We start from the raw sequence: 17,346 nt of genomic DNA on the forward strand, positions 1-17,346 counted from the left end.
CTGCGGGCTTGCGGCCTCAGGAGGGGATGAACAGCCAGGACGTGGACGTGCCGGACTCGTAGCGGGAGTCCAGGCGTTTGGCCACCACGCCGGGCAGGCCCTGCTCGCGCGCCGCCTGCCGGACCGCGCCGGCCTCACCGGGCCAGGAGGGGGCGGTCTGCCAGCGGGGGCCGGCCAGCCCCAGCGACTCCAGGGCGGCCCGCCGGTCGGCGAACGGCTCGTCCACCAGGGAGCGGCCCTCGTCGTACAGCAGGTCCTGGACGACCAGGATCTCGGTCCCGGCCAGCGTGACCACCTCGCCGTCCAGCACCGCCGTCCGGCTGCCGAACGACTCGGCCAGCGGGCGCAGCCAGGGATGCTCGCGGGCGGCCGTCGTGCGTCCGCCGTCGACGGGGACCAGGAGCCGGCGTCCGCCCCAGGCGAACTCGAAGGCGTAGTCGGCGGCGTCCCTGGGCGGCCGGGCGCGCTCGGTGGGCAGCATGGGCTCCACGTCGGGGAACGGGTCGCGGACGGGGGCGTCCATGCGGTGGATCATCCAGTTCTTGCCCCGCGTCCGGAACAGCACGAACCGCCCGGAGGCCCGCCGGCCGTGCAGGACGAACTTGACCTCGCGCTCGGACCACTTCTCGGTCTCGTACGTGCCGGTGTCCCAGACGGTCATGGTGCCGCCGCCGTACTCGCCCTTGGGGATCTCGCCGTGGAAGGTGAGGTACTCCATCGGATGGTCCTCGGTGTGCACCGCCAGGTGGTTGGTGCCGGGGTCGGCGGGCAGGCCCTTGGGGACCGCCCAGGAGGCCAGCACGCCGTCGCGTTCCAGCCGCAGGTCCCAGTGCAGGGACCGGGCGTGGTGCTCCTGGATGACGAACGCGGCGCCGCCACCGTCTCCGGGAGAGGTGGCGGGCACGGGCTCGGGGGTCCGGCTGGGGTCGCGTTTGCTGCGGTATCGCTCCAGTTTGTCGGCCACGACACGGTTACTACCCGGGGAACGGCCGCCGATCAGTCGAGGGCCTTGCGCAGCCACGCCTCCACGCCCGCCACGTGCACGGTGGCCCACGACCGCGCCACGTCCGGCTGGCGGGCGGCGATGGCCTCGTAGATCGCGGTGTGCTGCTCGCGGGTCTTCTCCATCGCGCCCTCCTGGGTGAGGCCGCGCCACACCCGGGCCCGAGTGGTCGGACCTGACAGGCTCTCGATGAACGAGCAGAGCACGCTGTTGCCCGACCCGCGCGCGATGCGCTGATGGAACTCCAGGTCGTTGGCGACCAGCTCCTCGACCGTCGGCTGCGCGGGCAGCGAGTCGAGGATGCGCCGCAGTTCCTCGATGTCCTCGTCGCGCATCAGCTCGGTGGCCAGGGCCGTCGCGGCCGGCTCCAGGATGCGCCGCACCTCGAAGAACTGGATCACCGTGTCGTCGCGGTGCAGGTCGAGCACGAACGACATGGTGTCGAGCAGCAGGTGCGGCTCCAGGCTGGTGACGTACGTGCCGTCGCCCTGGCGCACGTCGAGGACGTTGATCAGGGCCAGCGCGCGCACGGCCTCGCGCAGCGAGTTGCGCGACAGGCCGAGCCGCTCCGCGAGGTCGGCCTCCTTCGGCAGACGGTCGCCCGGGGTCAGCTCCCCGGAGAGGATCATCTGCTTGATCTTGTCGATGGCCGCGTCGGTGACCGCCACACTCTTCTCCCTAGACATCGGATGTCTAGGAGTCTAGAGCCTGGAAGCGTACGGGATCGACGTCCGGGACGCGGCGGACCATGCCCCGGGTCTCCAGCGTGCGCAGATGGGCCGCGGCCTCGCCGGCCGCCATGCCGCGCAGCACGGGGGCCAGCTCGTCCCAGGGCCGGTTCCAGGTCATCATCGAGGCGACCTCCCAGATGGTCAGCGGTCGCGACCGCTCGGCCATGAGGGTGCGCAACCGGATCAGCTTCTCCTCGTGATGGTGGCGGATCTCGGCGGCGCGCGCGGCAACATCGGGAAATATCCACTCGTGCGCCGGCAGGGCGTCCAGGGGGCCCAGCTCGCCGACCCGGTCGAGCGAGTCCAGGAAGTCGCCCAGCGGATCGATGTCGTCGCGGTCGTAGGGATAGATCCCGATGTGCGGGGTGATGTCGGGAAGGACGTGGTCGCCGGTGAACAGCCGGTCGGCGTCCTCCAGGTGCAGGCAGATGTGGCCCGGCGTGTGGCCGGGGGTGTGCACGGCGCGCAGCTTGCGGCCGGGCAGCTCCACCAGGTCGCCGTCGCGCAGCTCGCGGTCGGGCAGCGCGGGCGGTGTCGGCCGGGTGCCCATCGCCTCGCGCACCTCGCCGGGGCCGGCGCCGGCCCGCCTGAGCATGTCGGACTGGAAGCTCGCGTGCTCCTCCGCGGCGAACCGGTGCATGAGCCGGACCAGCGCCGCGTCCTCCTCGTGCATGGCGATCCAGGCCCCGGACGCCTCCTTGACCTGCCCGGCCAGCCCGGCGTGGTCGGGGTGGAAGTGGGTGACGACCACGCCGCTCACGGCCCCCACGTCGAGCCCGAGCGCGGCCAGGCCGCCGCTGAGCGCCTGCCAGGCGTCGGGGTGGTTCCATCCGGCGTCCACCAGCACCGGCCCGCGCGGCGACTCGACGGCGTAGACGAGCGTGTAGCCGAGCGGGTTGCCCGGGATGGGCACCGGCACGCTCCACACCCCGCCGCCGAGCTCCTGCGGCCGCTGTTCCGCGTACGGCCTGCGCCTGGTCTTCCCCACCGGTTCCCCCGATCGAGCACGTGCGTGTGAAGGGTGGATCAGGCCAGGCGTTCGAGGATCGTCGCCGTGGCCAGGGCGCCGCCCGCGCACATCGTGACCAGCGCGGTGGTGGTGTCGGAGCGTTCGAGCTCGTGCAGGGCGGTGGTGATGAGCCGGGCGCCGGTGGCCCCGACGGGATGGCCGAGCGCGATGGCCCCGCCGTTGACGTTGACCCGGTCGAGGTCGGGTTCGTGCACCGCGGCCCACGAGAGCACCACGGACGCGAACGCCTCGTTCACCTCGAACCTGTCGATGTCGCCCATGGTCATCCCGGCCGCCGTCAGCACCTTCGCGGTCGCCTCCACGGGACCGTCGAGATGATAGTAGGGCTCGGCCCCGACGAGCGCCTGCGCCAGGATGCGCGCCCTGGGCCGCAGCCCCTGCCGGCGGGCCTCCTGCTCGCTGGTCACCAGCACGGCGGCCGCGCCGTCGGAGATCTGCGAGGACGTGCCGGCGGTGTGCAGGGCGCCCTCGGCGACCGGTTTGAGCCCGGCCAGGCTCTCGACCGTGGTCTCGCGTAACCCCTGGTCCCTGCGGACGGATCCGACGGGCACGATCTCCCGCTCGAACCGCCCGTCGGCCCAGGCCTTGGCCGCCAGGCGCTGCGACCGCGCGCCGAACCAGTCGAGCCGCTCCCTGGTCAGCCCGCGCCGCCGGGCGATGCGTTCGGCCGCGGTGAACTGGTCGGGCAGGTCGATGCTCCAGTCGTCGGGACGCGGCCGCGCGGGGCGCACGTTGCTGCCGAGCGGCGCCCTGCTCATCATCTCGACCCCGCATCCGACGCCGGCCTCGATGACGCCCGCCCTGATCATCGCCGCCGCCAGGTGCACGGCCTGCTGGGAGGAGCCGCACTGGGCGTCGAGCGTGGTGACGCCCGTCTGGTAGGGGAGGCCGGCGTAGAGCCACGAGTGGCGGCCGACGTGGCCGCCCTGCTCGCCGGCCTGCGTGACGCACCCGGCGAACGTCTGGCCGATCGTGGCCGGATCGATGCCGGCGCGCTGGATGAGGCCGTTCAGCGCGGCGGCCAGCACCTGCTGCGGCTTGAGCTCCGACAACCAGCCCGCCCGCTTGCCGATGGGCGTGCGAACGGCTTCGACGATCACAGGTGTGCCCACAGTCGCCTCCAGAACGTTGCTCTGGCCGCGACTGTAACGCGTTCTACTTTCTGGTGGAAGCCTCGCTTCCGGCCGGGAACTCGGCACGCAGCCCGAAAGTGTCGAAAAGCCGCAGGTCAAAGAACATGGCGACGTGATTGACGCCTTCTTCGCGCAACGTCAGCACCATGATGGCGAAGCGGCGGTAGACGTCGTGCTCGCGGAAGTAGACGGCGAACGCGGGCTGGCCGTTGGCGGCCACGGGCAGCAGCCGGAGGTCGTGCGGCCGGCTGGCGGGGCACTGCGTGGAGACGAGCTCGCCGATCGCGTCGGGGCCTTCGTACCAGCCCACGTAGGGGGGCATCTCCCAGATCGCGTCTTTGGTGAACAGCGAGACCAGCTCGTCGACGTCGTAGTTCTCGAAGGCGGCGACGTAGCGGTCGAGCAGGTGGCGCTGCTCGGCGGAGAGCGGCTCGACCTGGTCGTCGAGGCTCGGCGAGACCTCGCTGAGCTGCGCGCGGGCCCGCTGCAGGATGCTGTTGACGGCCGCCGTGGACAGGCCGACCGCCTCGGCGACCTCGGCCGCCCGCCACCTGAGCACGTCGCGCAGGATCAGCACGGCGCGCTGCCGGGGCGGCAGGTGCTGGAGCGCGGCGACGAGCGCGAGCCGGATGCTCTCGCGCGAGGTCACGATCGAGGCCGGGTCGCCGGCCGCCTCGACCCCGGCCAGCGTGTCGGGCACCGGTTCCAGCCAGGGCACCTCGCCGTCCTGGACCAGCGGCTCGGCCGGCTCGGTGCTCGGGGCGCCGAGACCGGTGGGCAGGGGCCGCCGGCCGCGGCTGTCGAGCGCGGTCAGGCAGGCGGTGGTGGCGATGCGGTAGAGCCACGTGCGCAGCGACGACCGCCCCTCGAACCCGTCGTAGCCCCGCCAGGCCCGCAGATAGGTCTCCTGTACGAGATCCTCGGCGTCGTGCACCGACCCCAGCATGCGGTAGCAGTGTGCGAACAGCTCGCGCCGCATCGGATCGGCCAGCCGGAGGAAGTCTTCGCTCGTCGGCTTGTCGCTCATGCCCCCTGTATAGCTTCCGCCACCGACAAAAAGCCGATTAGGGCATGGCGGAGATGTCCGGAAGGGGCTAAATGTCGGCCAAGAGGCGGTTCGCGGCGGTCTCGATGCGCCGCTGGATCTGGTCGTACGTGCGCCGCCCGCGCAACATCTCCAGCAGCTCCTGCACCCACACGCTGGCCAGCGAGCCCGCGAGGTCGAGCTGCTCCTCGCCGGCCTGGTCGACGGTCAGCCCGTCGGCGGACACCCGCAGCAGCAGCCCGGTCATGCGGTCGCCGAACGGTGTCTGGACCTCGGCCATGATCAACGACCGGATCAGCGCGTCGGCCAGCTCCGGCTCGCGCATCAGCCCCCGCGTGGCCCGCATGAGCACGTCGACGGCCCGGCTGGCCGGCGTGGACGCCCCGGGCGGGCGGCGCTCGATGCTGCTCTCCAGCAGGTCGATCTCCTCGCCGACGACCGCCACGACCAGGTCCATCTTGGAGGGGAAGTAGCGGTAGAGCGTGCCCAGCGCCACGCCGGCGCGCTCGGCGACCGTGCGCATCTGCATCGCCTCGACGCCGCCGCGCGAGGCCAGCGCGGCGGCCGCCTGGACGATGCGCTTGCGGCGTTGGTGCTGGCTGCGGGTGCGGACGCTGCGACCGCCCGCCGCGGCGCGGCCCTCGGCGGCCCCCTCGGTGTCGCTGGGGGGCGCGGAGAATGACCCGGGCGAGGTACGCATAAGAACACGTTATCTGATTTCTCGGCAACGCGGCTTGTTACTCGCGAGTCACAAACGGGCCGTATCGGCCCATGTCTACGGCGTTACAGGACTATGTCGGAACATTGCCAAGAGGGCCGGTACTGGACAGATATTAGAATCTGTTCTAGTTTGCCATTCGGCTTACCTAGCGCTTGCTGGAGGCTCGATGATCGCGCAGACGCTGGCCGCCCTGCTCCTCGACCGGGCGCAGGACAACCGACCTGGGCTGATGTTCGAGGGCGAGGTGTGGTCGTGGCGCGAGCACGTCGCCCGCTGCCGGGCGGCGGGGGCCTGGCTGAGCGGGCGCGGCACGGGTCTGCACGTGGGCGTGCTGGCGGAGAACGTCCCGGAGTTGCTGCTCGTGCTCGGCGGGGCGGCGCTGGACGGGCACGTGCTGGTCGCGCTGAACCCGACGCGCCCGGCCGGGGAACTGGTCCGCGACGCCCGCGCCACCGACGTGGACCTCCTGCTCTGGGACGCCCCCTTCGCGGCCACCGCCGCGTCGGTCGCCGAGGCGCTGGGCGTGGAGAGCATGCCGCTGTCCATGGTGTCCTCGCTGGGGGAGGACGGCGGGCGGGCCGGTGCGGCCGCGCCCGGCGACCTGGTGATGCTGATCTTCACGTCGGGGACCTCGGGCCGGCCCAGGGCCGTCCGGATCACGCAGCGCAAGCTGGCGCTGCCGGGGCTGAGCCTGGCCGCGCTGCTCACGCCCGCGGACGTCGTCTACTGCTCGATGCCGCTGTTCCACTCGGGAGCGCTGATGGCCGCCTACGCTCCGGCCGTGGCCTCGGGGGCGGCGCTGGCCGTGCGCAGGCGGTTCTCGGCCTCCGGCCTGCTGCCGGACGTACGGCGGCACGGCTGCACCTACCTGCACTACGTCGGCAAGGCGCTCTCCTACGTCCTGGCCACCCCCGAACGCCCGGACGACGCCGACAACCCCCTCAGGATCGCCTTCGGCAACGAGGGCAGCGCGGTCGCGACCAGACGGTTCGGCGAGCGGTTCGGCTGCCGGGTGATCGACGCGTTCGGCTCCACCGAGACGGCCATCTCCTTCAGCCCCGACCCCGGCGCCCCGCCCGGCAGCCTGGGCAGGCTGGGCGCGGGCGTGCAGATCCTCGACCCCGCCACCGGCCGCCCGTGCCCGCCCGCCCGCATCGAGGGCGGCCGCCTGCTCAACCCGGACGAGGCCGTCGGCGAGCTGGTCAACACCGCCGGCCCCGGCCTGTTCGAGGGCTACTACAACGACCCGGACGCCGACGCCGAACGCGTCAGGAACGGCGCGTTCTGGTCCGGCGACCTGGCCTACGCCGACCCCGCCGGCCACGTCTTCTTCGCCGGACGCGGCACCGAACGCCTGCGCGTGGACGGCGAGAACCTGGCCGTCGCCCCCGTGGAGGCCGCCCTGCGGGAGTTCGGCGGCGTGGTGGAGGCGGCCGTCTACCCGGTGCCGGACGCGGCGGCCGGCGACCAGGTGATGGCGGCGCTGGTCCTGGACGTCCCCTTCGACGCGGAGGCGTTCGCGGCGTTCCTGGCCGGGCGCACCGACCTGGGCCCCAAGTCCTTACCCCGCTATATCCGGATTTGTCGAGAACTTCCGCTGACCCCCTCCCACAAGGTCATCAAGCGGATCCTGGCCAAGGAGGCGTGGCGGACCGGCGACCCCGTCTGGTGGCGCTCGCCGTCCGGATTGCGCCCCCTGACCGGCGTGGACGTCAAGGCGATCGAGGACGAGTTCGTCGAGCACGGCAGGCACCACCTCTTGGAGAGCTGATGGATTTCAATCTGGACGAGACCCAGCAGGACCTGAAGAAGCTGACCGCCGAAGTCCTGGCCAAGCAAGGAGAGGGCGGCCCCGCGGCCGAGCAGGGTGAAGGCGGCCCGGTGGCCGGGCAGCGGGAGGGCGGTTCGGCGGCCGAGGACGGGCTGTGGCGGGCCGGGCTCATGGGCGTGTGCGCGGCCGAGGAGGCGGGCGGCGCCGGGCTCGGCCCGGTCGAGATGGCCGTGGTGCTGCGCGAGGTGGGCGCGCGGGCGGCGGCCGTGCCGGCGTTGCCCGTCCTGGTGAGCACGCTGGCCCTGGCCCGGCACGGCAGCCCGGACCAGCGACGGCGGGTCACGCGCGGCACCCTGGCCCGGCGCGAGCCCGGCCGGGCGCCGGCCGATCCGCCCGCCACGGCCGCCCGGCGCGAGGGCGACGGCTGGTCGCTGACCGGGCGCAAGGTCGCGGTGCCCTACCCGGCGGACGACGTCCTGGTCACCGCGGACGAGGGGCTGTTCCTGGTGGCCTCGCCGCCCGCGAGCCCCGAGTTCACCTCGACCGGCGAACCGGCCGCCACGGTCGTGCTGGACGGCACGCCCGCCGAGGCGGTGGCCGGCCCCGAGGCGGCCGCCGACGCCGGACGCCTGTTCACCGTGGCCGTCGCCGCGCAGGCGAGCGGCGTCCTGGCCGGGGCGCTCGACCTGACCACCGCCTACATCAGGACGAGACGGCAGTTCGGCCGGGCGCTGGCCGAGTTCCAGGCCGTGACCATGCAGATCGCCGACGTCTACATCGCCGGACGGGCCCTCGACGTGGCCATGTGGTCAGCGGCGTGGCGGCTGGCCGAGGGCCTGCCCGCCGACGAGGACGTGGCGCTGGCCGCGTTCCACGTCTGCGAGGCCGTCAAGGCGCTCTACACCTGCCAGCACCTGCACGGCGGCCTCGGGCTCGACGTCACCTACCCGCTGCACCGCCACTTCGCGCAGGCCAAGCACCTGTCCCACCTGCTCGGCGGCGCCGACGCCCAGCTCGACCTGATCGGAGCCCTCGTCTGATGCTGATCGACCTGACCCGGGAGCAGCGCGCGCTCCGCGACGAGCTGCGCGAGTACTTCCGCGGCTGCCTGACCGCCGAGGACCGCGCGAAGATCGCCGACGACCCGTTCGGCGAGGCGTACATGGAGCACTGCCGCCGGCTCGGCCGCGACGGCAAGCTCGGGCTGGGCTGGCCCAAGGAGTACGGCGGAGGCGGGTACGGCCCCCTGGAGCAGCAGATCTTCGCCAACGAAATCGCCCGCGCCGGCGTGCCGTACCCCATCATCACCGTGCAGACGGTGGGCCCGACCCTGATGCAGTACGGCACCCAGGAGCAGAAGGACCGGTTCCTGCCGCGCATCCTGGCCGGCGAGTGCCACTTCGCGATCGGCTACAGCGAGCCCGAGGCCGGCACCGACCTGGCCTCCCTGCGCACCACGGCGGTGCTGGACGGCGACCACTACGTCGTCAACGGCCAGAAGATCTTCACCAGCGGCGCGCACTACGCCCAGTACATCTGGCTGGCCGCCCGGACGAACCCCGAGGCCAAGAAGCACAAGGGCATCACGATGATGATCGCCGCCACCGACGACCCCGGCTTCTCCTGGACGCCGATCGTCACCATGGACGGCCGCCACCACACGAACTCCACCTACTACTCCGACGTGCGCGTCCCGGTGGACATGGTGGTGGGCGAGGTGGACCGGGGCTGGGACCTGATCGTCAACCAGCTCAACCACGAACGCGTCACCCTCGGCCCGGCCGGCAACCTCGGCCAGACCTACGACCGCTTCCTGGCCTGGGCCAGGCACGCAGGGCTGACCGACCATCCGGACGTACGCCGCGCCCTCGCCCGCGTGTGGGCCGCCTTCCGTACGAACGAGCTGCTCAACTGGCAGGTGGCGGCGAACATGGACCTCGGCTGGCTGGGCGCGCCTGACGCCTCGGCCACCAAGATCTACGGCTCCGAGCGCATGCAGGAGATCGGCCGGCTGGTCTGCGACGTCGTGTCCCGGTACGGCGACCCCGCCGACCCGGAGACGGCCGAGCTGGCCGAGCGCATGGACCACGGCGTCAAGGGCGCGGTGGTGCTGACGTTCGGCGGCGGGGTCAACGAGGTGCAGCGCGAGCTGATCGCGATGCTCGGCCTGAACCTGCCGAGGCCGCCGCGATGACCGACACGACGACCCCCGCGACGACCGGCGCGACGACCGGCGCGACGACTGACACGACGACCCACGCGATGACCGACGCGGAGCTGCACGAGCTGGCCGGCAAGCAGACGGCGATGGGGGAGCTGCGCGGCGCCCCGGCCGCCGACCCGGTGAACGCGCCCATGATCCGCCACTGGCTGGCGGCCATGGGCGACGCCAACCCGCGCTACCTGGAGGAAGGCGTGGCGCCGCCCGCGATGGCCCAGGTGTGGACCATGCAGGGGCCGGGTTCGCAGGCCAAGGACCGCTCGCCGGTGGACGACCTGCTGGCCGCGCTCGACGCCGCGGGCTTCACCGGGGTCGTCGCGACCAACTGCGAGCAGACCTACCACCGGTACGCCAGGATCGGCGAGCTGCTGACCCCCGCCACCCGCTTCACGTCGCTGGCCGGGCCGAAGCGCACCGCCCTGGGCGAGGGCTACTTCGCCACCTGGAACGTCACCTGGTACGGCGACGACGATCAGCCGGTCGCCGAGATGCTCTTCCGGGTGCTGAAGTTCCGCCCGAAGGCGCCCGCCCCGCGCGAGCGGGAGCCGTACCCGCTGCGGCCGGCGGTCAACGCGGACACCGCGTTCTTCTGGGAGGGGGCGCGGCGCGGCGAGCTGCGCGTCCAGAGCTGCGCGGACTGCGGGGAGCTGCGCCATCCGCCCGGTCCGATGTGCCCGAACTGCCGCTCGGGGAACCGGTCGCACGTCGTCGTGAGCGGCCGCGGCACCCTCTACAGCTACGTCGTCCACCACCATCCGCCGGTGCCGGGGCGCGAGGTCCCGTTCGTGGTGGGCGTGGTGGAACTGCCGGAAGGAGTACGGATCGTGGGCAACGTCGTGGACTGCCCGGTCGAGAAGGTGGACGTCGGGATGGCCCTGCGGGTGACGTACCGGTCGATGGACGACGAGCTCGTCCTGCCGATGTGGACGCCGGAGGAGCCGTGACCCCCGCCGCCGGAACGGCCCTGCCCGAGCTGGAGGTGGACCTGACGCCCACGACGGTGATCGCCACCGCCCTGGCCACCAGGGACTTCACCCCCGTGCACCACGACACCGCCAAGGCCCGCGCCCAGGGCTCGAAGGACATCTTCCTCAACATCCTCACCACCATGGGCCTGGTGGAACGCTACGTCACCGACTGGACAGGCCCGGAGGCGGTCATCACCGGCATCAACGTCAAACTGGGCGTCCCGGCGTACGCGGGGGACCGGCTGAGGTTCAGCGGCGTGATCGTCGAGCGCGACGGCGATCGGTACACCGCGCAGGTGCGCGGCAGGGTGAGCCTGGGCGACCACGCCACCGGCACCGTCACCTTCGTCCTGCCCGGGAGCGCGGGATGACCGGCGGGCGGGCCGCGATCGCGGGCATCGGGGCCACCGAGTTCAGCAAGGACTCCGGCCGGTCGGAGCTGCGGCTGGCGGCCGAGGCCGTGCTCGCCGCCCTGGACGACGCCGGGGTGCCGCCGTCCGACGTGGACGGCATGGTCACCTACACCCAGGACTCCAACCAGGAGATCGCCGTCGCCCGGGAGACCGGCGTCGGCGACCTCACCTTCTTCTCCCGCGTCGAGTACGGCGGCGGCGCGGCCTGCGGCACGGTCGCGCACGCGGCGATGGCCGTGGCCACCGGCATGGCCAGGACGGTGGTCTGCTACCGCGCCTTCAACGAGCGCTCGGGCCGCCGCTTCGGCCAGCCGAACGCCCGGCTGAGCGGGGAGCCCACCTCCCAGGGCCTGGAGATGAGCTGGCACGTGCCGTACGGGCTGATGACCCCGGCCGCGTGGGTCGCCATGTTCGCGCGGCGGTACATGCACGAGTTCGGGGCGACGTCGGAGGACTTCGGGCGGGTCGCGGTGGCCATGCGCAGGCACGCCGCCACCAACCCGGCCGCCTGGTTCCACGGGCGGCCGATCACGCTGGCGGAGCACCAGGCGTCCCGGTGGATCGTGGAGCCGCTGCACCTGCTCGACTGCTGCCAGGAGAGCGACGGCGCGGTGGCCCTGGTCGTGACGTCCGCCGAACGCGCCCACGACCTGCGCAGGTCGCCCGCGGTGATCACAGCGGCGGCGCAGGGGGCGGGCGCGGGCCAGATGATGATGACGAGCTACTACCGGGACGACATGAGCGGCCTGCCGGAGATGTCCGTCGTCGGCCGGCAACTGTGGAAGATGTCCGGGCTGTCCCCGGCGGACATCCAGACGGCCATCCTGTACGACCACTTCACCCCGTTCGTCCTGGCCCAGCTGGAGGAGCTGGGCTTCTGCGGACGCGGCGAGGCCCCCGCCTACCTGCGGGACGGCGGCATCGAGCTGGACGGCCGCCTGCCCGTCAACCCGCACGGCGGCCAGCTGGGCGAGGCGTACATCCACGGCATGAACGGCATCGCCGAGGCCGTCCGGCAGATCAGGGGGACGGCCGCCAACCAGGTGGCCGGGGTGCGGAACGTCCTGGTCACGGCGGGGACCGGGGTGCCGACGAGCGGCCTGATCCTGTCGGCGTCGTGACGATTAGTTAAATAAAGGACACCCAGGGTAATTCTCACTGCATGAGCGGATTCTGGGGGATCCTGGCACAGCCGGAGTTGAAGATCGACTGGGCCAGGATGCCCACCTACAACACGATCATGGCGGTCGCCGCCGGCGTCGGGTTGCTGCTCGTGGTCTCCTTCGGCCGCCGGCTGCTCAGGGGCGACCCGCTGGAGCACGTGGACGGCTGGGCGCTGGCGTTCGGCGCGGTCGGGACGATCCTGGCGGTCACCGGGTTGCACATGACGCTCACCTGGCCGCTGGCCGGGCAGGGCTTCCCGTTCGACAACATCATCTTCGGGGAGCCCTCGCTGGCGTTCGGCGTGCTGCTGCTCGCCGCCGCGCTCTACCTGTGGAAACGCTGGGGCCTGATCACCGTGGCGCCCGACCGGCGCAAGCTGGTGGCGCGCACGGCCGGGCCGATCTCGCTGTTCGTCTTCGCCATGGGGCTGGCCTGCTTCGGCATCGCGGCGGCGGGGTGGACGTACACGCTGTTCGCCGCGCCGCCGCAGGAGCCGATCTCGGGGGCCTTCGCCGGCCAGCCGCTGCTGGAGGCCACCTTCATCTCCGGCCTGTACGTGCTGGTCGGGGTGGGCGCGGTGCTGTTCCCGTTCGCGCTGCGGGCCAGGGGCGGCCCGGTCACGACCGTGACCGGGGTGTGCTGGGGGCTCGCCGGGGCGGCGTTCCTGCTGTTCGGCGCGCTGAACTACTTCACCCACATCGGGCTGATCGTCAACACCATGTAGGCGCTCACGGGCCCATGAACATCGGCACGGAGAAGAACACGATCATCGCGATGGCCACGCAGATCAGGAACCCGATCAACTCCCAGGCCCAGTCGTAGTGCCGCTCCCTGCGACGCTTGAGCGCCTTCTTCTTCCTGGCCGCGGCCTTCTTCTTGCCCGCCGGCTGCTTGCGGCCGCCGGTTTTGGCGCCGCCTCTCCCCGGCGAGCGGGCCGGTTCTGCGCCGGGCTTGCGGCGGGAGGGTTCCTGGAGGTCGCGCGCGGGGTCCGGGTAGCGCGCCCGGTCGGCCTCCAGCTCGCGGGCGAGCTCGAAGGCGAAGTCCGCCGCGCGGCTGCGCCCGGACCCTGCCGCATCGGACCGAGCCGCATCGGACCGAGCCGCCTCCGACAGAGCCGCCTCCGACAGAGCCGGGTCGGACAGGGCCGAGGCGGGCGGGACCGGGTCCGACAGAGCCGGGGCGGAGGAGGCCGGGGCGGATGAGGTCGGGGCGTGGCGTGGCTCGGGGGCGGGCATGCGGTAGACCGGTTCGGCGGCGGCCCGGGACCTCGGGGTGAACAGCGGCGCCGCCTCCTTGGCCGGCTGCTCCGCCGCCAGGGGACGCCGGGGAGCGGGCGCCGGCTCCCGATGCGCCGGGACGTCCCTGATCGCGGGCATCTCCTGGGTGATGGGCTCGTCGTCCAGCACGTCCGCGGGGATGGGCGCGGCCAGGAAGAAGGGCCGCTCCCCGGCCGGGGGAACGACGGCCCCCGCCGGCCGCCCCTCGGCCGCAGCGGCGGGCGGCGCGGTGAAGTCGCCCGTGCTGAACGGCCGTACGGACTCAGGCTGCGGGGGCTCGGAGGGCTGCGGGGGCGCGGAGGGCTGCGGGGGAGCGAGGGGCTGCGGCGGCTTGGGCAGGAACGGTCGTACGGCCGCCGCCCGCGCGGCCGGGTCCCGCAGCGGCCCCATCGAGTCCAGCGCCCCGAGCGGGTCGCGCAGCTTGGGCATCGGCGCGGTCGTCGCCTCGTGCACGGACGGCCGTCCGGCGGGCGGCGGCGTGAGCAGGTCCGCCGGGAAGATCCCGGTGCTGGTCGCCGGGTCGGCCTCGGCGAGCGGCAGCGGCCACTGCGGCGGCGCGGGCCAGAGCGGCTTGACGAACAGTGGCGCGGGCTCGGCCGGCACCGACCCCGCGACGTGCACCCGCAGGACCGCGGGCGGCTCCGGCCAGGGCAGACGTCCCAGGACGTCCCACAGCGGCGCGACCGCGAGCGCGCCGTACACGTCGGCGACCGGCTTCGGCACCCGCCCGCCGGCCAGCGCGGTCAGGGCCATGTCCAGGACCTCGCGGAACCGGTGGCCCGCGCCGAAGGCGAGCTCGTCGGCGGTGTCGGGGGCGACGTCGAGCACCCGGGCCAGCTCGGCCCGGCTCAGCCCGCACACCGCGCACAGCACCAGCACCTCGCGCTGCTGCGGGCGAAGCTCGCGCAGCACGCGCTCCACCAGCGCCGAGGCGGGGTCGATGAGCGGGTCCACGACGGGCGGGGCGTAGACGACGTCCCGCCGGTGGATCTGGCGGCGGGCGTAGGCGTACAGGGCGGCACGGGGCGGGGCGACGTCGGGGACGCCGGACAGCACGGACGCCAGGACGTCGGACGCGGTGCCCGGGTCGCCGAGCTGGTCGGCGCAGTACGCGAACAGCCCGGCGGCATGGCGGTCGTAGAGCTCTGCGATCAGTTCTGTGCGGGGGCGCTGACCGGTGAGCGGCTGGGACACGGGGCCGATCCTCTTGCTAAATGTGCGGACGCTGAGGTGAGGGGTACGCGTCTGGAGTTTGTGGAGGTAATCATGCCAACTCACGCAGGCCCGGCGCACCACTTGATCGGAAATTCCGGTAAATCTCCCTGGTCAGTGAAACGTTTAAGCCGATCCCCATGGGGACACAGGGGTGAGGGTCGCCGTAGTCTTGTGGGCCACCGAGATCATGCGGCGGTCGTGGCAGGGGGGCCGCGGCCCTGCCATCGAGCGAGAGGTCACGCGTGATCACATTCGACGCTGTCACCAAACGCTATCCAGACGGCACCACCGCCGTGGACGCCCTCTCCCTTGAGGCGCCCACCGGCGAGATCACCGTGCTGGTGGGCCCCTCGGGCTGCGGGAAGACGACGTCCCTCCGGATGATCAATCGCATGATCGACGCTTCCGAGGGACAGATCCTCCTCGACGGGGTGCCCGTGAGCGGCATCGACCCGCCCACGCTGCGCCGCGGCATCGGGTACGTCATCCAGCAGGCCGGCCTCTTCCCGCACCGGAAGATCGTCGACAACATCGCGACGGTCCCGTACCTGCTGGGCTGGGACAAGAAAAAGGCCCGCGCGCGGGCCATGGAGCTGCTCGAACGCGTCGGCCTGGACCCGGCCTTCGCCGGCCGTTATCCCTTCCAGCTCTCCGGCGGGCAGCAGCAGCGCGTGGGCGTGGCCAGGGCGCTGGCCGCCGATCCGCCCGTGCTGCTCATGGACGAGCCGTTCAGCGCGGTCGACCCGATCGTCCGCACCAGCCTCCAGGACGAGCTGCTGCGGCTGCAGGCGGAGCTGAACAAGACCATCGTGTTCGTCACCCACGACATCGACGAGGCGATCAAGCTCGGCGACCGGGTGGCCGTGCTGCGCGTGGGCGGGCGGCTGGCCCAGCTCGCCGACCCCAAGACGCTGCTGTCGGAGCCGGCCGACGACTTCGTCCGCGAGTTCCTGGGCCACGACCGGGGGATCCGGCGGCTGCAGTTCATCTCCACGAAGGGGCTGCGGCTGCGTACCGACCTGACCGTGCGCGAACGGGCTGCGAGCGACGAGCCGTGGCTGCTGGTCGTGACCGACGACAACAGGCCCCTGGGCTGGTTCGCCGGGTCGCGGCCCGACGAGCTGGAGCCGTACGGGACGTTCGTGCTCGGCCGCGACTCCATGCGCTCGGCCCTGGACGCCGCGCTGCTGTCGCCCTCCGGCTGCTCGGTCGCCGTGGACGAGGACGGCAGGGTCGTCGGCGTGGCGACCAGGGAGGCCCTGGACGAGGCGCTGGCGGAGGCCGCCGATGCGTGAGGGTCCGCCCAGCATCTGGGAGTGGATCGCGCGCAACTGGGACACCGGCCGCGCCGACAGCATCAGGAACCTGCTGACCGACCACCTGACCATGTCCCTGGTGCCGATCCTGGCCGCGCTGGTGCTGGCGCTGCCGCTCGGGCTGGCCTGCGTGCGCTGGCGGTGGCTCTACCAGCCCACCTCGGGCCTGATGAACGTCGTCTACGCGCTGCCGTCGCTGCCGGTGTTCATGTTGCTGATCTCGGTGACCGGGCTGTCGCAGACCACCGTGATCATCCCGCTGACCTTCTACGGCATGGCCGTGCTCATCCCGGCCGTGGTCGACGGGCTGAACTCGGTGCCCGACCACGTGCGCCAGTCGGCCGTCGCGATGGGCTTCACGCCCATGCGCCGCCTGCTGCAGGTCGAGCTGCCCATCGCCACGCCGGTGGTGCTGGCCGGGCTGCGCGTGGTCGCGGTCTCCAGCATCAGCCTGGTCAGCGTGGGCGCGCTGATCGGCCAGGGCGGGCTCGGCGGGCTGTTCACCCGGGCCTACCAGAACCCGTTCATGCCGCCGGTGGTCACCGGCATCGTGCTGATCGTCGCGCTGGCGCTGGTCGCCGACGGCCTGCTGGTCCTGGCCCAGCGCCTGCTCACCCCCTGGGTGCGCGCGCGGAAGGGGACGTCGTGAGCTGGTTGAGCTCGTTCTTCGGCTGGCTGGCCGACTTCTTCGGCACCGGGGCGAACTGGGCCGGCCCCGACGGCATCCCGGCCCGGCTGCTGGAGCACCTGGAGTTCTCGGCCCTGGCGCTGGTGCTGGCGATGCTGATCGCGGTGCCGCTGGGGCTGGCCATCGGTCACACCGGCAGGGGCGAGGTCGTGGTCGTCATCTCGGCGAACCTGGCCAGGGCGCTGCCCACGCTCGGCCTGCTGGTGCTGTTCGTGCTGCTGCTCGGCACGTCCTCGATCTGGCCGGTGATCATCCCGCTGGTGCTGCTGTCGGTGCCGCCGATCCTGGTCAACACCTACGAGGGCATCAAGGGCGTCGATCCGGAGCTGCGCGACGCGGCGTACGGGATGGGGCTGCGCGGCGGGCAGGTGCTCGGCCGGGTGCTGGTCCCGGTGGCGCTGCCGCTGATCCTGCTCGGGCTCAGGCTGTCGGCGATCCAGGTGGTCTCCACCACGACGGTCGCGGCGTACACGGGGCTCGGCGGGCTCGGCCGGTTCGTGATCGACGGTTTCGCCACCAAGGATTATGCGAGCGTTGTGGGGGGTTCAGTACTGATTGTGCTGTTCGCGCTTGTCGTGCAGATCGTGTTCGCCCTCATCCAGAGGGTGACCGTTTCGCCGGGGGTGAGCCAGAGACTGAAGGTTCGATAG

The 17,346-nt window shown here is 72.5% G+C and carries 17 protein-coding genes; 10 read left to right on the forward strand and 7 right to left on the reverse strand.

The genetic code is table 11. The features are described from left to right. Positions 1 to 16 precede the first annotated feature (16 nt). The 6 genes from ACFYYW_RS34405 to ACFYYW_RS34430 form a co-directional block, all read right to left on the reverse strand. Positions 17 to 964 carry a DNA polymerase ligase N-terminal domain-containing protein gene (locus tag ACFYYW_RS34405; protein ID WP_387655075.1) on the reverse strand — a complete coding sequence of 316 codons (948 nt, stop codon included), beginning with the start codon at positions 962 to 964 and terminating at the stop codon, positions 17 to 19. A gap of 32 nt (positions 965 to 996) precedes the next feature. Further along, on the reverse strand, positions 997 to 1,671 hold the full coding sequence (locus ACFYYW_RS34410) for a FadR/GntR family transcriptional regulator (protein WP_352322012.1): 675 nt from the start codon (positions 1,669 to 1,671) through the stop codon (positions 997 to 999). Between the two features lie 25 nt (positions 1,672 to 1,696). Continuing rightward, positions 1,697 to 2,722, reverse strand: coding sequence for an MBL fold metallo-hydrolase (locus ACFYYW_RS34415; protein ID WP_387655079.1), 1,026 nt, complete (start codon positions 2,720 to 2,722; stop codon positions 1,697 to 1,699). 38 nt (positions 2,723 to 2,760) lie between these two features. After that, the gene (locus ACFYYW_RS34420; RefSeq protein WP_364416354.1) at positions 2,761 to 3,876 is read right to left on the reverse strand and encodes a steroid 3-ketoacyl-CoA thiolase; all 1,116 of its coding nucleotides are present in this window, start codon (positions 3,874 to 3,876) and stop codon (positions 2,761 to 2,763) included. A 43-nt stretch (positions 3,877 to 3,919) separates the two neighbouring features. Next, positions 3,920 to 4,924: a sigma-70 family RNA polymerase sigma factor gene (locus ACFYYW_RS34425; protein WP_352322017.1), complete on the reverse strand. Its 1,005-nt coding sequence runs from the start codon at positions 4,922 to 4,924 to the stop codon at positions 3,920 to 3,922. Positions 4,925 to 4,991: 67 nt separating this feature from the next. Then, on the reverse strand, positions 4,992 to 5,642 hold the full coding sequence (locus ACFYYW_RS34430; protein WP_352322019.1) for a TetR family transcriptional regulator: 651 nt from the start codon (positions 5,640 to 5,642) through the stop codon (positions 4,992 to 4,994). A gap of 187 nt (positions 5,643 to 5,829) precedes the next feature. On the opposite strand from ACFYYW_RS34430, the gene ACFYYW_RS34435 reads away from it, so the two are divergent. The 7 genes from ACFYYW_RS34435 to ACFYYW_RS34465 are packed head-to-tail and all read left to right on the forward strand — an operon-like array spanning position 5,830 to position 12,924. After that, positions 5,830 to 7,434 (forward strand): AMP-binding protein, encoded by a 1,605-nt coding sequence (locus ACFYYW_RS34435; RefSeq protein ID WP_387655084.1) that lies wholly within the window; start codon positions 5,830 to 5,832, stop codon positions 7,432 to 7,434. After that, positions 7,434 to 8,474, forward strand: a complete 1,041-nt coding sequence (locus ACFYYW_RS34440; RefSeq protein ID WP_387655086.1) for an acyl-CoA dehydrogenase family protein — start codon at positions 7,434 to 7,436, stop codon at positions 8,472 to 8,474. The genes ACFYYW_RS34435 and ACFYYW_RS34440 overlap by 1 nt, the downstream gene beginning before the upstream one ends. Next, positions 8,474 to 9,628 (forward strand): acyl-CoA dehydrogenase family protein, encoded by a 1,155-nt coding sequence (locus tag ACFYYW_RS34445; RefSeq protein WP_352322025.1) that lies wholly within the window; start codon positions 8,474 to 8,476, stop codon positions 9,626 to 9,628. The genes ACFYYW_RS34440 and ACFYYW_RS34445 overlap by 1 nt, the downstream gene beginning before the upstream one ends. Then, positions 9,625 to 10,599, forward strand: a complete 975-nt coding sequence (locus ACFYYW_RS34450) for a bifunctional MaoC family dehydratase N-terminal/OB-fold nucleic acid binding domain-containing protein (RefSeq protein ID WP_387655090.1) — start codon at positions 9,625 to 9,627, stop codon at positions 10,597 to 10,599. Before ACFYYW_RS34445 ends, ACFYYW_RS34450 begins: the two co-directional genes overlap by 4 nt. Then, complete coding sequence (locus ACFYYW_RS34455) at positions 10,596 to 10,994, forward strand: MaoC/PaaZ C-terminal domain-containing protein (protein WP_364416350.1); 399 nt, start codon at positions 10,596 to 10,598, stop codon at positions 10,992 to 10,994. Before ACFYYW_RS34450 ends, ACFYYW_RS34455 begins: the two co-directional genes overlap by 4 nt. Beyond that, positions 10,991 to 12,157 (forward strand): lipid-transfer protein, encoded by a 1,167-nt coding sequence (locus ACFYYW_RS34460; protein WP_387655093.1) that lies wholly within the window; start codon positions 10,991 to 10,993, stop codon positions 12,155 to 12,157. Before ACFYYW_RS34455 ends, ACFYYW_RS34460 begins: the two co-directional genes overlap by 4 nt. A 41-nt stretch (positions 12,158 to 12,198) precedes the next feature. Then, entirely contained in the window at positions 12,199 to 12,924 is a 726-nt protein-coding gene (locus ACFYYW_RS34465) for a DUF981 family protein (RefSeq protein ID WP_387655096.1), read from the forward strand. A gap of 4 nt (positions 12,925 to 12,928) precedes the next feature. On the opposite strand, the gene ACFYYW_RS34470 is transcribed toward ACFYYW_RS34465, so the two are convergent. After that, positions 12,929 to 14,671 (reverse strand): sigma factor-like helix-turn-helix DNA-binding protein, encoded by a 1,743-nt coding sequence (locus tag ACFYYW_RS34470; RefSeq protein WP_387655099.1) that lies wholly within the window; start codon positions 14,669 to 14,671, stop codon positions 12,929 to 12,931. 263 nt (positions 14,672 to 14,934) lie between these two features. On the opposite strand from ACFYYW_RS34470, the gene ACFYYW_RS34475 reads away from it, so the two are divergent. Genes ACFYYW_RS34475 through ACFYYW_RS34485 form a run of 3 tightly spaced genes read left to right on the forward strand, consistent with a single transcriptional unit; the run spans position 14,935 to position 17,346 of the window. Further along, a complete protein-coding gene (locus ACFYYW_RS34475; protein ID WP_387655102.1) occupies positions 14,935 to 15,987 on the forward strand; it encodes an ABC transporter ATP-binding protein in 1,053 nt (350 codons plus the stop codon). Then, positions 15,980 to 16,657: an ABC transporter permease subunit gene (locus ACFYYW_RS34480; RefSeq protein WP_352322038.1), complete on the forward strand. Its 678-nt coding sequence runs from the start codon at positions 15,980 to 15,982 to the stop codon at positions 16,655 to 16,657. Before ACFYYW_RS34475 ends, ACFYYW_RS34480 begins: the two co-directional genes overlap by 8 nt. After that, positions 16,654 to 17,346: an ABC transporter permease subunit gene (locus ACFYYW_RS34485; protein ID WP_352322040.1), complete on the forward strand. Its 693-nt coding sequence runs from the start codon at positions 16,654 to 16,656 to the stop codon at positions 17,344 to 17,346. The genes ACFYYW_RS34480 and ACFYYW_RS34485 overlap by 4 nt, the downstream gene beginning before the upstream one ends.

Origin of the sequence: Nonomuraea sp. NPDC001831 (assembly GCF_042892035.1) — a bacterium.
Classification (GTDB): Bacteria; Actinomycetota; Actinomycetes; order Streptosporangiales; family Streptosporangiaceae; genus Nonomuraea.